Raw genomic sequence first — 14,052 nt, forward strand, 5'->3', positions numbered from 1 at the left:
GGTATTAGCGTTTCACCTCTCCCCGCACCAGCGGGGAGAGGAAGAAAAGAGCAACTAGCCTGCAACCTGCTTGACGCGGGCGATCAGCTCGTCGACGGCCTTGTCGACCGGGACCTTCTCGCTGACGATCCGGTTCATGGCCTTCGCCCACACGTTCTCGTTGTTGAGGATGGTGAACTTCCAGTTCTTGGTGAAGTCGAACGGCGCGGTGCCGCCCTTGAACTGCGCGTACACGGCCCGGCGGTGCTTGTCAGCCTGCCAGAACGGGCTTTCCTGGCTTTCCTTCGTCACCGGGAACCAGCGGCCGAGCGCGCCCTCGATGTAGGGACGGACATTCTCTTCCTGGAGCAGGAAGCTGATGAACTGCTTGGCCTCGGGCTTGTTCTTGGCCGCCGTGAAGATCAGCCCGGTCTTGACGTCGGAGCGGTAGCGGATGGTCGAACCATCGGGGGCCTTCGGGAAGGACGCGGTGATGATGTCCTGCTCATAGGCCTTCTTGCCGGCGTCGCGCTGTTCCTGCGTGAGGGCCTGGTTCTGCGAGTCCTCGTACCACTTCGCCGCGATCGAGATCGTGAAATTGTGGGTCATCACGATCGTCTTGTTGTGGAAGGCGACGTTGTTGTCCGGATCCTTCCAGGTCGTCGAGGACGGCGGGGTGCAGCCCTTGATGTAGGTATCCGTGTAGTCCTTCATCGCCTTGATCAGGTTGTCGCGGACGTTGGGATCGTCGACCGTGAGCTTGCCGTCATCGTCGACCAGCTTGACGTGATAGGCGTCCATAAAGGTGTAGAACGACTGGAATGCGTCGGTGGATTCGACGCCCATCGGCTGGCCGACGGCATAGATGCGCTGGCCGGTGGCCTTGCGGATCGCAGGCTGCACCTTGTCGCACCAGAACGACCAGTAGCCGTTCCAATCATTCGGGATGTCGCTCTGCTTGAAGCCGGCCTTCTCCAGCATGTCGTTCCAGATCTGGACGTGCATGCTCTGCTGCTTCAGCGGGAAGCCGTAATAAGCCTTCTTCTTGGCCACGTCGTTATAGAGGATCGAGGCCTCCAGCGTATTCTGGACGAACCGGTCCTTGATCGGATCCATGACGTCGGTGAGATCCTCGAGCTTGCCCTCGTAGGCCCACTTGCCCTGCGCCTGCACGTCGTAGGAATCGGAATAGGCGACATCAGGCACGGTGCCGGCATCGAGTGCTGCGACCGTCTTCGGAATCATGTCCTGGATCGCGTACTGCGACAATTCGACCTTGATGCCGGTCTTGGCTTCGAACTTCTTGATCGTCTCGATCAGCGCGTCGTCTTCGGAGCGATAGAAGCCCTTGCTCCACCAGACCGTAATCGTCTTTTGCTGCGCAAATGCGGGTGCAGCGGCTGCAAACAGCCCAGCTGCAGCGACCGCGATTGAGATTGCGCCAATAACCTTGGATTTCACGTTTTTCTCCCTCAAGCCGCCGGTGTTTTAACCGGTCGGATAAAACACTAGCCCATGGCCGCTATCCGATCTAGCGGCATGTTGTCAGACATAGGTCGAGGTGTATCGGGCGCTCGGAGATGCTTAACGCGCGCATCGATCCAATCACCGCATCAATTCGCCCCGATCAATTCGCGTGATCGGCGGACTCGATCCCCAGTTGGATACCTCAGTTTGATTTGGCGCCTTCTTTGGCGTTTTCCGCCGTCGGCGATCCCTCCGGAGCCTGTCCCTTTCCGCCGGTGATGCGCTGTTTCAGCAGGTCGAGGAAAGGAGACGCCGCGGGCGACTGGCGGATCAGGGCTTCCGGATCCGGGAAGATCAGCGGGTCGTCCCAGGGACCCTGCACCATGAACGGGAGTTGGAAGCCAGAGGTTGTATTGAGGCTCGCCACACCCTTCATGTCGTATTCGCGCGTCGGCACTGATGCGGTGCCTGTCAGCGTGATCTTCGCGGCCGGCCCTTCGATGCGGATGTCCTCGGCGGTGGCTATCCCATCAGCGAATTTCACCGCGATGGTGAGATTGTCGTAGGGCGTCGAGCCGTTGCGAAAATTGCCGCCGCCCGACAGCGGCCGGCGCTCGAGCCGCTTCAGCAGCTGCTCGGCATTGAAGCCCGCGATCGCGCCGTCATGGCCTGTCACGGTGGCGGTGCCGTCGAGCGACTGCACCAGGCCGAACGGGCTCGAGCCGGAGGCGACGAGCGACACGTTGATGTTGCCGCGGCCGGACAGCTTGTTGACGCCGAACAATTCGGAGGCGCAGGCCTGGAGGTCGACGTCAGTGAACTGGAGTTGCGCCTTGATGTCGGCGACCGTATCGGCGCGCGAGATGCCGAACGAGCCCTTGGCGATACCGCCATAGACCTGAGCCTCGCCGACCGAGAGCGCCAGCGTGCCGTTGCGCAAATTGGCACCGATCGCGGTGCGGCCGAGCTTCGAAGGACCGACCGTCAGCCTGGCTGCCGACAGGCGCATGTCGAGGTCGGTGCTCGACAATCCGTTGAGATCGAACAGCTGCCTGTTCCAGTCGCGCGCGCCGCTCGCGAGCAGGCGGAAGGTGGAGATATAGGGCGTCAGGTCGAGCGCGTCGGCGGCAAGCGTCGCTTGCAGCGTCTGCCGGCCGTTATTGGCATAGGTGATCACGCCCTCGGCGGTGTTGCCGTCGAGCTCGACATTGACGTTGGTCAGCGCGATGGAGGCGCCGACGACATTGGCACGCGCCTTCAGCGCGAAGCGGCCGAAGCCGCCGCTGCCTGGCTGCGGCTGGCCGGTCCAGCGCAGCGCGTTGCGCAAGGACGGGCTGTCGATGGTGAGCGTGCCTTCCATCATCGGGCTGGTGCGGTTGGCGACGCTGCCGTCGAAAGCGAGCTTGAGCGGCGCGCTGGCGATCCGCGCCTTCAGGCCCGAGCGATCGCCCGAGAGGGCCGCGACGAAATCGGCGAAGCTGATCGAGCCGTCGACGCGCTCGCCGCGCCAGTCGAACTGCCCGGTTGCGGCAAAGGAGCGCGAGATCGAAGGCCACGCCAGCGACAGGTCGATGTCCTCGAGTTTCTCGGTGGCGTTCGTCGCCACGTCCTCGTAGTCGAGCACGCCGTCCTGGATGCGGATCTCGGAAAACGACACGGGGTTGTCGGCGCCGGGCTTCATCGTCCGCGCGATGGTCTGGATGAAGGGGGTCCAATTGCTCTCGCCATCCGGCTTCAGGCTGACATGGATGTGTGGCCGCAGTAGCGTCAGGTCGGCGATCTCGAACCGTTGCAGCAGCAGCGGCAAAAGCCTGAGATTGGCCGTGAGCACGTCGACATGGAGCGCAGGGTCGCTGGTGCCGCCACCCTTGAGGCCGACGTCATGGAATGAGATGTAGCTCGCCGGCAGCACCGAGATGTCGATGTTGCCCGCCACGCTGAGCTCGAGTCCGGTGACGTCGCGGATCTGTGCTTCCACGGCCTTGCGCAGCGCATCGCGGTTGATGAGCCAGGAGGTCGCGATCAGCGCGATCAGCACGACGCCGAGCAGCGCCGCGATCGGCGTCCCGAGGCGCTTCATTCCTTGGGCCATGGTCAATGGCGTGTCCTGATCGGGTTGGACGTTGGAGCCAGAAGGGCGGGGTCGGGAAACCTGCGCGTCCCCACGCCCAATGCCTGTTATGTTAAGTGCCGCAACTTGATGGGTTTTCTTGTCGCTTTCAAGGCCGGGGACGGGCCTGCCCACGGCGTGGGCAGCTTCTAGCACCGGCCCTCGGAATGGAGAACCCCGTATCATTGACGGCTTTGGAGGAATTCGCCTAATAATCGCCGCCGACAAGGCGCGACGCCTGCCGCAGATTTCAGTCGAGGGTTTTTGCATGAATAAGGTCTATCCCGACGCCAAGTCGGCGCTCGAGGGTGTTCTCAAGGACAACATGATGATCATGTCGGGCGGCTTCGGCCTCTGCGGCATCGCCGAGTCGCTGTCGGATGCGATCCGCGACTCCGGCGTCAAGGGTCTGACTGTGGTCTCGAACAATGCCGGCGTCGACGGCATCGGGCTCAGCCGCCTGCTGGAGACCCGCCAGATCAAGAAGATGATCTCGTCCTATGTCGGCGAGAACAAGCTGTTCGCCCAGCAATTCCTGGCCGGCGAGCTGGAGCTGGAATTCAATCCGCAGGGCACGCTGGCCGAGCGCATTCGCGCCGGCGGCGCCGGCATCCCGGCCTTCTACACCAAGACGGGCGTCGGCACGCTGATCGCCGAAGGCAAGGAGGTGAAGGAGTTCGACGGCGAGAAGTATCTGATGGAGCGCGGCCTGTTCGCCGACCTCGCCATCGTGCACGCCTGGAAGGGCGACACCGCCGGCAACCTGATCTATCGCAAGACCGCGCGCAACTTCAACCCGATGATGGCGACCGCGGCCAAGGTCACCGTGGCCGAGGTCGAGCATCTGGTTCCGGCCGGTGAACTCAATCCCGATCACATCCATACGCCCGGCATTTTCGTGAAGCGCATCGTCGAGGTCGGCACGGCCAAGAAGCGCATCGAATTCCGCAACACCCGCCCGCGTACTGCCGCCTAAGGAGAGTCACATGGCCTGGACCCGTGAACAGATGGCTGCGCGCGCCGCGAAGGAATTGCGTGACGGCTACTACGTCAATCTCGGCATCGGCATCCCGACGCTGGTCTCGAACTACATCCCTGAAGGCGTCGACGTCAGCCTGCAGAGCGAGAACGGCATGCTCGGCATGGGCCCGTTCCCCTATGAGGGCGAAGAGGATGCCGATCTGATCAATGCCGGCAAGCAGACCGTGAGCGAGCTGCCCTCGACCTCCTATTTCTCCAGCGCGGATTCCTTCGGCATGATCCGCGGCGGCCACATGGATCTGTCGATCCTCGGCGCCATGCAGGTGGCCCAGAACGGCGATCTCGCCAACTGGATGATCCCGGGCAAGATGGTCAAGGGCATGGGCGGCGCGATGGACCTCGTCGCCGGCGTCAAGCGCGTCGTCGTGGTGATGGAGCATTCCGCGAAGGACGGCCCCAAACTCCTGAAGAAGTGCAGTCTGCCGCTGACCGGCGAGCGCGTCGTCGACATGGTCGTCACCGATCTCGCGGTCTTCACCATCGACAAGCACGGCGACGGTGGCATGGCCCTGATCGAGCTCGCCGACGGCGTCACGCTCGACGAGGTCAAGGCCAAGACCGAAGCCGAATTCCGCGTCGCGTTGAAGAACACGTAAGGTCTTCGCGAAGGGGGCGCGCATGACGATACGGTCTGCGCGTCCGCAAGACGCCGATTTCATCGCAAGAATTATCCTGTCATCGATGCGCGGCTACCGGTCGCGCGGCTGATTCGACATTGCGCTCGGCTGGCCTGAACCCAATTGCCTCGATTTCATCGCGCGCCTTGCCACGGCGCGCGCGATATCGACGTGGCACGTCTCGCAGTTCCTGGTCGCGGAGATTGACGGAAAGCCGGTCGCGGCGCTGTGCGCCGTGCCTGCGGCGAACACCGGGATTTTGGCCTGGCGCGCGATTGAAGAGGTTGGTTTCGCGACCAGGCTTCGCACCATCGCCTCTCGACCTTTGGGCGTCAAAGGCGCATTCTTGTGGACGTTCATCTGGTCTCTCCTGGAACACTGAAGCTTCGCAACCTCAGCTTCCTCGGTTCAGACCAGATGGACAACCTCCTGAGAGACCACAGCTAGGCCGCGGAGGTTGACGGCACGTCGGCCGGCCTGGCCCGCGGCCGCATGCCCTTGCGCCATTCCGTGATCGTGCAAGCGAAGTGGCTGCGGAACCAGCGGGCCATGGCGCTCTGGGCAGAGAAGCCGAGCTGTGCGGCGATGTCAGCCAGCGGCCGGTCGGGATCCTCGATCAGCTGGGTCACGAGATCGGCGCGCTGCGCCTCGAGAATCGCGGAGAAGCTGGTGCCGGCTTCTGCGAGGTGACGGTGGATGGTGCGGCGGGTGCAGGCGAGATGCTCAGCCACGCGCTCGACGGTGCAGTCGCCGCTCGCGAGCAGGATGCGCACGACCTCGTCGACCTTCTCCTCCCAACTTGCCGGCCGGCTTTCGATCGCCTCGATCCGCTTGCGCAGATAGCTCGCGATCAGGGGATGCGCGCTCGGAATCCGCCGCTCCATGTCGTGCGCCGACAGCAGGATCGCATCCTCCTCCGCGTTGAAGATCACGCGGCCGCCGAAAAACTCGTGGTAGCGCTTGCGATCGCGCGGCGGCGGATAATGCAGGCGCACCTCCAGCGGCCGCCAGTCGCTGCTGAACAACGACCGGATGATGCGATGGATGCTGCCGAGCGCCATGTCGATCGACTGCCGCGGCGCGGTCGGCTGCCGGCCGCGCAGATGCAGCGTCAGCGTCACGGTCTGCTTGTCCCTGGCGACGTCGAGCTTCATGCCGTCGTGGTGGACATGGATGAAGCGGGAGAAAGCTTCGATGGCCTCGCCGACGGTGGCCTGTTCGCGTACGATCAGGCCGACTGCGCCGAAATTGGTCAGTCCGCCGTGCTCAGCGAGCCGCAGGCCGAAATCTTCAGCACCGGAGGCTTCTGCCGACATTTCGAGCAGGCGACGCAGACTTGCGACGGCGATCGGGGTATCCGGCTTGTCGAGAACGGCCAGCGGCAGCCTGGCCTTGCGCATCATGTATTTGGGGTCGAGCCCGACCGACCGGGCGACGTCCGGGTAATAGCTCAACCCTGCGCTGCGAATGAGGTCGGTCATGCGACACGTTCCTGTCAGCCATTCCCGCAGATGTCCCGAAATGTAAAGTTTCTGTCCCGATCCGTCAAATCCGAGGATGGGCTGGAACATACATAGGGGAAAGCGAAGCACCGGCGCGAATGCGGTGCGGATGACGGCGGGGCGCGATGAAGCCCTCGGCCGTCTCGCTTCATTTGACCAAGACATTGCTGGATCGGGATTATGCCGGGGAATATGTTTTCCAAGGGTGAGGTATTCGTCATCGAAACCGACGCCGCCTCCCGCGAACAATTGTCCGACGCGCTCCAGCGGAGCGCCTATAACGTGATCTGCTTTGCCGACGGCGCATCGCTGTTGTCGGAAGCCAAGGCGCGGATGCCGGCCTGCGTTGTGCTCGAGATGCCGCCGGATCGCTCCGCGCTCGATGTGCTCAAGCGCCTGCGCGAGGAAAATTGCATGGCGCCGGTGCTGGTGACGTCGGCGAACGGCAGCATCGCGATGGCGGTCGATGCCATCAAGAGCGGTGCAGCCGATTTCATCGAGAAGCCGTTTCGCACCCACGAGGTGGTCGATCGGATCGATGCCGCGATCGACGAATCCGTGCAGCCGGATTCAAACCGGCGACGCTGGCCGCCCCATTGCGAACCCCTGACCGCGCGCGAAGGCGACGTGCTGGCGCATCTGGCCGCCGGCCTGACCAACAAGGAGGTCGCCCGGCGCATGCATCTGAGCGCACGCACGGTCGAGGGCTATCGCGCCAGCATCTTGAAGAAGGCCGGCGCCAAGAACGTGACCGACCTGCTTCGCCGCATCTTCGGCCAGGGTTCGCCCACCAAGGTCTGAAAGTTAATGTCCAAGCGAGTTGTGGCGCGGCGTGATGACGCGTTCCGCGGCCATCGTGCTGCCGCAGCTGCGCCCAACGGAAACCCCAATCGAACCGGTTCCTTCGCTGCCGCGTCTTACCACGATGGCGCGGCGCGTTTTCGCGCGCCCAGTTGGCTGCGCGACGACATCGGCAGGGAGAAATTGGATGCGCACGATCGCAAAATGTCTGACGACGACGAGCCTGGTTCTGATGGCCACCGCGCTCGCCTCGCCCTCATGGGCTGCCGATGTGGACGCCACATCGGCCATCGACACCGTCACCGTCTATCCCGACGGTGCCACCGTCACCCGCCTGATCGCGATCGACCTCGCGTCCGGCGACTCGACGCTGGTCGCGAAGGATTTTCCGCTCTCGCTCGATCCGTCCTCGCTTCGCGTCGAAGGTGGAGGCCGGCGCGAAGCTCACCATCGGTACCGTCGATGCGCGGCCGCCGCGCGCGGCGCCGCCGGTCAACGTCCCCGAGCTCGACAAGCGCATCGAGGCGCTGAAGGACGAGCGCGCGGATCTGCAAGGCGCGATCGATGCGGCCACAGCCCGGCGCAAATTCGCGCAACGCTTCGCCGAAGCCTCTCCCGCCGGTCTCGGCGACAAGGGCGAGGCGCGCCCGATCACCGAATGGCGTGCGGCCTTTACCGCCGTGGCTGACGAAGTCGCGGCCGCAGACACCACGATCCGTGATGCCGCGCGAAAGCAGCGCGAGATCGATCGCCAGATCGCGCAACTCGAAGCCGATCGTTCGGCCAAGCCGCCGAGCAAGCTCGAAGTTCGCATCGATGTCGCCTCCGTAGCTGCGACCAAGGCGACGCTGCGGGTGACTTACGCCGTGCGCAATGCGCGTTGGATTCCGCTTTACGATGCCCGGCTCGACACCGGCGCCAAGGACCGCAAGCCGCAGCTCGAGCTGGTCCGCCGCGCCGAGGTCACGCAATCGACCGGCGAGGACTGGTCGAATGTTGCGCTCGGCGTTTCCACGGTCCGTATCGCCCGTGGTGGCAGCGCGCCAGAGCTGGGCTCGCTGGTCGCGCAATATCCGCAACTGCCGAAGCCGCGCGCGCTGGGCTCGGCCACGGATACGGCCATGCCGGCGCCTGCATCTGCGCCGGCATCGCGAAAGATGGAGGCGGCACGAAGCAGGGAGGAATTTGATCTGCCGGCCCAGCGTGCCGATGAACAGCAAGCCATTGCCGAGATCGGCGATTTCCAGGCCACCTTCAAGATTCCCGGCCGCGTCAGTGTTGGTGCTGCCGAGGGCGCGAAGAGCCTGCGCATCGCCTCGATGAGCGTGCCTGCTGATCTCGCGGTACGCGCCGCACCGGTGCAGGACCCCACCGCCTTCCTCGAAGCCAGCTTCAGGCCGACCGAAGACACCGCGTTGTTGCCTGGCAAGGTCGCGATCTACCGCGACGGCATCTTCGTCGGCCGCGGCAAGCTCTCGGCATCGGCCAGGGACGACGTCGTCCGGCTCGGCTTCGGCGCCGACGACAAGGTCAAGATCGAACGCGCGGTGCTCAGGCGCAACGAGGGCTCGGCCGGCCTCCTGGTCACGACCTCGAAAACCGACGAGCGCGCGTTCAAGACCACTGTCCGCAACGGCCACGACTTCCCGATCCACGTCGCGATCGAGGACCAGCTGCCGGTCAGCGAGAACGAGGACATCGTCGTCGAGATGCTGCCCGCGACCACGCCGCCCACGGCAAAGGATATCCGCGACAAGCGCGGCGTGCTGGAATGGTCGTTCGACGCCAAGCCCGGCGAGGTCCGCGACATCAACTTCGCCTGGCGCGTCCGCTGGCCGAAGGACAAGAACGTGGTGCTCGTCCCCTCGGGCTAGGTTGTCACCGTTGAGCGGCGCTTGTTCACCTCGCCCCGGAGGAACGGGGAGAGGTGGACGGGAGCGCAGGCTATTCCTTCACCGCGCCGGTGAGCGAAGACACGTAGTAGTCCACGAACAGCGAGTAGAAGATCGCGACCGGCAGCGAGCCGAGCAGCGAGCCCGCCATCAGCGCGCCCCATTGGTAGACGTCGCCGGTGACGAGCTCGGTCAGGATCGCGACCGGCACCGTCTTGTTGGCGCCGCTCTGGATGAAGGCGAGCGCGTAGATGAACTCGTTCCAGGATAGCGTGAAAGAAAAGATGCCAGCCGAGATCAGGCCCGGCACCGCGAGCGGCAGCGTGATCCGCCGCAGTATCTGCAGCCGCGTCGCGCCGTCGACCAGCGCGCATTCCTCGAGCTCGTACGGTATCGACTTGAAATAGCCGATCAGCAGCCAGGTGCAGAACGGCACCAGGAAAGTCGGGTAGACCAGGATCAGGGCCAGCGGCGAGTCGAACAGGCCGAACTGCACCACCACCGTGGCGAGAGGGATGAACAGGATCGACGGCGGCACGAGGTAAGCGAGATAGATGCCGAGCCCGACATAAGCGCTGCCGCGGAAGCGCAGGCGCTCGATGGCGTAGGCGGCAAGCGTGCTCGCGACCAGCGACAGCGTGGTCGCCCCGATCGCCACCAGCATCGTCGTCCACAGCCAGCGCGGATAGGACGTGTCGAACAGCAGGTGCTTGATATGCGCCAGCGTCGGGGAGGAGATCCAGAACGGATTATGCTCCCGGTAGTTCAGCAGCTCCGCGTTCGGCTTGAACGAAGTGATCGCCATCCAGTAGAACGGAAACAGCAGGATCAGGACGAAGCAGCCGAGCGGCAGATAGATCATCATCAGTCGGCGCAGCCCGGAATCCCACGCCATGGTGTCGGGTGCGGCTTTGGCGTCAGCGACGGCGGCGCGTTGCGCGACGGTGTCAGTCATTGGCCTCTCCCTGCTGCCATTTGCGGCGCGCCAGGCCGAAATAGGAAAACAGCGTCGCGAACACCAGGAAGGGGATCATCGACACCGCGATGGCCGCGCCTTCGCCGAGCTCGCCGCCGGCGATGCCGCGCTGGAACGCGAGTGTGGCCAGCAAATGCGTCGAGTTGCCGGGACCGCCCCGGGTGATTGCGTAGACCAGCTGGAAGTCGGTGAAGGTGAAGATGATCGAGAAGGTCATGACGATCGCAAGGATCGGCATCATCATCGGGAAGGTGATGTAGCGGAAACGCTGCCAGGAACTGGCGCCGTCGAGCATCGCAGCCTCGTAGAGCGAGGGCGAGATGGTCTGCAGCCCCGCCAGCAGCGAGATCGCCACGAACGGAATGCCGCGCCAGATGTTGGCGGCGATCAGCGAGAACCGCGCCGGCCACGGCGAGCCGAGGAAGTCGATATTGCTGCCGCGCCAATGCAGCACGTCGACCAGCAGGTAGGAGATGATCGAGAATTGCGGATCGTAGATCCACCAGAACGCCAGGGCCGACAGCACCGTCGGCACGATCCAGGGCAGCAGGATGATCGCGCGCAGCACGCTCTTGAACGGAAAATGGTTGTTGAGCAGCAGCGCGAGCCAGAAGCCGAGCGCAAACTTCCCGAAGGTCGCGATACCAGTGTAGACGACGCTGTAGAACACCGCGTTCCACCACAGCGGATCGCTGAGCAGATACTGGAAATTGTCGAGGCCGACGAAGATGCCCTTCTGGCCGATCGTGGTGTCGGTAAAGGCGAGCCAGATGCCGAGCCCGAGCGGATAGGTCAGAAACACCGCGAGCAGTCCGATCGCAGGCGCGAGACACATCACGATCAGGAACGGCTTGTAGTCGAACAGGCGCACGAGCCAGTTCGGTTGCCGCTTGGCCAGTGCAGGGGAGGAGAGGGTGGTAACGGACATCGGGGCGTCGTCTTGTCTGAAGTGTCACCGCATCGTCATTGCGAGCGAAGCGAAGCAATCCAGTCTGTCTCCGCGGTTACAGTCTGGATTGCTTCGTCGCTTCGCTCCTCGCAATAACGGTTGCTCGTCGTCGGCAGTTACCTCTGTCGCCGGAAGTACCGCTTGCAGCGCTGCTCGGCTTCGGCGGCCGCGGCTTCCGGCGTGGCCGCGCCGGTTGCCACGGATGCGAACATCTGGATCAGCACGTAATCGGCGCTGACGGCGCCCGTCGCCGTCGAGATTGGACCCGCATAGCCGTCATAATAGGTGCTGTTCATGGTGTCCTTGAATATCTTCACCTTGGGATCCTGCGACCACACGGCGGCGTCCGCGTAGGCGGCGAGCGGTTGGGCCCAGTAGCCGGAGTTGGCGTTGAGCCACGGCTCGTACTGGTCCTTTTCGAGCATGAATTGCAGGAAGGCCTTTGCCGCGTTGGGGTACTGGCTGTGCTTGAACACCATGGCGTTCAGCGTCAGGCCGGCCATCGGCGAGATCTTGGCAACGCCCTTCGGCAACAATTGATGCTCGGTATCGTCGGCGATCGGCTTGGTTGCCGGATCGTTCTTCAGCGAGAAATACAGCGAGACGCCGTTGGCGGTCAGCGAGATCTCCTGCGCAGCATAGGCGCGGTTGTTGCTGACGTCGTTCCACGAGGTCGTGCCGGCGATGAAGGTCGGGTAGAGTGCCTTCACCCAGTTCAGCGCGGCGATCGTCTCCTTGCTGTTGATGGTGACGTTGCCGTCTTCGTCGAGCAAGGCAGCATTGTGCGACCACAGCGCCCAGCTGGCAAAGCCGTTGCCGTCTCCCTTGGCGTTGCCGAGCGCAAAGCCCGCCGGCTTGCCGGCCTTTTGCAGCTTCTGGCAGAGGTCGAGAATGCCCGCGTGATCTTCCGGCACCTTATCGAAGCCGACCGACTGCAGGATCGATTTGCGGTAGACCAGAGGGCCCGCGGTGGCGCCGAACGGCAACCCGATCCAGGTGTCGCTCTTGTTCTTCTTGCCGTAGCGCTGGGCCAGCGGCAGCCAGCCGCCGTAACGCTTGCCGACATAGTCGGCGACATCGGTCAGCTCGATCAGCTTGTCGATATAGATGTGCGGCGCATCGGAGAAGCCGATGATGATGTCGGGGCCGGCGCCGGAATTGGCGGTGACCGCGGTCTGCTGGTTGATGTCCTCCCAGCCGACGAAATCGACCTTGACCTCGACCCCGGTGTCCTTGGTGAACTTGGCCGTATTGGCGCGGAACACGTCTTCGTCGGCCTGGACGAAGCGCACTGGCCGCAGCATGCGAAGCGTCGCGCCCTTCTCGATCGGCAGTTTCGGGGCAGGGACATCCGCTGCCTTGATCGTCGATTGAGCATTCGCCGGCGCGCCTGATGCCGCTACAGCCGCAGCGGACAGGCCCAACGCCAAGGCATCACGACGTGTGATGTCGTTCCTCATCCGTTCCTCCCTGTGATGTCTCCCTTCCCGGCGTTGATCGCCGGTGAAGGGCCGTCTCGGTCTTTTGCCGTCCCGCGGCGCGCGTTGCGCCGGCCGCCTCAGCTGTTGGGCCCGCGATCCATGCTGACGGGCTGCCAGCGGCGGAGCGCGGTGTCTTGCAGCACCGACGGATTGACACAGCTTACCGGCCACATGCCCTGAAGCACCAGTGACAATTCGTAGCCCACCCGGCGCTTGCGCGCTTCGTCGAACCGTGCCGAGGCCGAGGCGACATGGGCGGTCAGGGTCACGTTCTCCATGCTCAGGATCGGGTTGTTGTGCGACGGCGGCTCCCTTTCCAGCACGTCGAGCGCGGCGTGCGCGATCCAGCCCTCCTGCAGCGCCTTGATCAGGCTCTCCTCGTCGACCGTGGCGCCGCGCCCCGTATTGATGAAGACCGAGCCCTTCTTCATCTGCCGAAAATGCTTCTCGGTCAGCATGTGATGCACTTCGGGCCGGGCGGGGGCGTGCATTGACACGAAGTCGGACTGCGACAGCACCTCGTTGAGCGTTGCCGGCATCACGCCGTGGTCGTACATCAGCGTTTCCTGGATGAAGGGATCGTAGGCCATCATGCGCAGTCCGAAGGGAGCGGCGCGCTTCGCAACCGCACGCGCGACGCGGCCGAACGAGATGAAGCCGAGCGTCTGACCCATCAATCGCGGGATCTTCAGCAGCGCGGGCCGGCCCTCGGACCAGCGGCCCGTGCGCACCATCTTGTCCTGCTCGATCAGCCGGCGGAAGCCTGCCAGCAGCAGCATCATGGCGTGGTCGGCGACTTCCTCGATGAAGGTATCGGGGATGTTGGTGACGGGAATGCCGCGCGCGGTCGCGGCCTTGATGTCGACGCTGTCGACGCCGACCGAGCCGAGCGTGATCACCTTGCAGTTCTCCAGCGAGTCGATGATGTTCTTGGTGATCGGGATGGCCTTGGCGTAGATCGCGTCGGCATGTCTGGCAGCGGCGATGAACTCCGCCTCGTTGGCCGGCGCCTCGACGATCTCGGCATCGATCGGATCGAGCGCCTCGCGCTCGTAGGAATAATCGCTGCCCGCGACCGTGAAGCTCGCGCCCTTCGGCGTCACCACCCTGTATTTCGGCATGTCCTGCTCCCGATTTGGTTTGTCGGTTCTTGTTGCGGCTCGGCCTCGTGGGGCCTTTGCGTCTTTTACGCGAAATCGGCGCGAGTGCGTACAATTCCCGGTTGACGCCGCCGCGA

Annotated in this window: 12 protein-coding genes and 1 pseudogene; 4 read left to right on the forward strand and 9 right to left on the reverse strand. The window is 63.9% G+C overall.

All coding sequences use genetic code 11. From position 1 onward, the window contains the following. Nucleotides 1-54: 54 nt before the first annotated feature. Nucleotides 55-1,440 carry an ABC transporter substrate-binding protein gene (locus tag ACVW16_RS22835; protein ID WP_456736210.1) on the reverse strand — a complete coding sequence of 462 codons (1,386 nt, stop codon included), beginning with the start codon at nucleotides 1,438-1,440 and terminating at the stop codon, nucleotides 55-57. 208 nt (nucleotides 1,441-1,648) lie between these two features. Further along, complete coding sequence (locus tag ACVW16_RS22840; protein WP_456705154.1) at nucleotides 1,649-3,538, reverse strand: AsmA family protein; 1,890 nt, start codon at nucleotides 3,536-3,538, stop codon at nucleotides 1,649-1,651. A gap of 286 nt (nucleotides 3,539-3,824) precedes the next feature. Between ACVW16_RS22840 and ACVW16_RS22845 the strand changes: the two genes are divergently transcribed. Further along, nucleotides 3,825-4,532, forward strand: coding sequence for a CoA transferase subunit A (locus ACVW16_RS22845; RefSeq protein WP_456701358.1), 708 nt, complete (start codon nucleotides 3,825-3,827; stop codon nucleotides 4,530-4,532). Between the two features lie 10 nt (nucleotides 4,533-4,542). After that, nucleotides 4,543-5,193 carry a CoA transferase subunit B gene (locus tag ACVW16_RS22850; RefSeq protein WP_456701359.1) on the forward strand — a complete coding sequence of 217 codons (651 nt, stop codon included), beginning with the start codon at nucleotides 4,543-4,545 and terminating at the stop codon, nucleotides 5,191-5,193. 93 nt (nucleotides 5,194-5,286) lie between these two features. Here the strand turns inward: ACVW16_RS22850 and ACVW16_RS22855 are convergent, their stop codons facing one another. Both ACVW16_RS22855 and ACVW16_RS22860 read right to left on the reverse strand, forming a co-directional pair. Further along, entirely contained in the window at nucleotides 5,287-5,574 is a 288-nt protein-coding gene (locus tag ACVW16_RS22855) for a hypothetical protein (protein WP_456736209.1), read from the reverse strand. Nucleotides 5,575-5,657: 83 nt separating this feature from the next. After that, nucleotides 5,658-6,695, reverse strand: a complete 1,038-nt coding sequence (locus tag ACVW16_RS22860) for an AraC family transcriptional regulator (protein ID WP_456701361.1) — start codon at nucleotides 6,693-6,695, stop codon at nucleotides 5,658-5,660. A gap of 201 nt (nucleotides 6,696-6,896) precedes the next feature. Between ACVW16_RS22860 and ACVW16_RS22865 the strand changes: the two genes are divergently transcribed. Beyond that, nucleotides 6,897-7,517 carry a response regulator transcription factor gene (locus ACVW16_RS22865; RefSeq protein ID WP_456736208.1) on the forward strand — a complete coding sequence of 207 codons (621 nt, stop codon included), beginning with the start codon at nucleotides 6,897-6,899 and terminating at the stop codon, nucleotides 7,515-7,517. Between the two features lie 3 nt (nucleotides 7,518-7,520). Here ACVW16_RS22865 and ACVW16_RS22870 read toward each other — a convergent pair whose 3' ends face one another. Next, complete coding sequence (locus ACVW16_RS22870; protein WP_456802635.1) at nucleotides 7,521-7,820, reverse strand: hypothetical protein; 300 nt, start codon at nucleotides 7,818-7,820, stop codon at nucleotides 7,521-7,523. On the opposite strand from ACVW16_RS22870, the pseudogene ACVW16_RS22875 reads away from it, so the two are divergent. Next, a pseudogene (locus tag ACVW16_RS22875) lies at nucleotides 7,705-9,391 on the forward strand (mucoidy inhibitor MuiA family protein). The gene ACVW16_RS22870 and the pseudogene ACVW16_RS22875 sit on opposite strands and share 116 nt — an antisense overlap. A 70-nt stretch (nucleotides 9,392-9,461) precedes the next feature. On the opposite strand, the gene ACVW16_RS22880 reads toward ACVW16_RS22875, so the two are convergent. From ACVW16_RS22880 to ACVW16_RS22895, 4 genes are all read right to left on the reverse strand, one after another. Then, on the reverse strand, nucleotides 9,462-10,364 hold the full coding sequence (locus ACVW16_RS22880) for a carbohydrate ABC transporter permease (protein ID WP_092227225.1): 903 nt from the start codon (nucleotides 10,362-10,364) through the stop codon (nucleotides 9,462-9,464). Further along, complete coding sequence (locus ACVW16_RS22885) at nucleotides 10,357-11,313, reverse strand: carbohydrate ABC transporter permease (RefSeq protein ID WP_456736206.1); 957 nt, start codon at nucleotides 11,311-11,313, stop codon at nucleotides 10,357-10,359. The genes ACVW16_RS22880 and ACVW16_RS22885 overlap by 8 nt, the downstream gene beginning before the upstream one ends. Before the next feature lie 137 nt (nucleotides 11,314-11,450). After that, nucleotides 11,451-12,794 (reverse strand): ABC transporter substrate-binding protein, encoded by a 1,344-nt coding sequence (locus ACVW16_RS22890; protein WP_456736205.1) that lies wholly within the window; start codon nucleotides 12,792-12,794, stop codon nucleotides 11,451-11,453. Between the two features lie 98 nt (nucleotides 12,795-12,892). Beyond that, nucleotides 12,893-13,936 (reverse strand): C-terminal binding protein, encoded by a 1,044-nt coding sequence (locus tag ACVW16_RS22895; RefSeq protein ID WP_456736204.1) that lies wholly within the window; start codon nucleotides 13,934-13,936, stop codon nucleotides 12,893-12,895. Nucleotides 13,937-14,052 lie beyond the last annotated feature (116 nt).

Source organism: Bradyrhizobium sp. USDA 4474 (genome assembly GCF_054057515.1).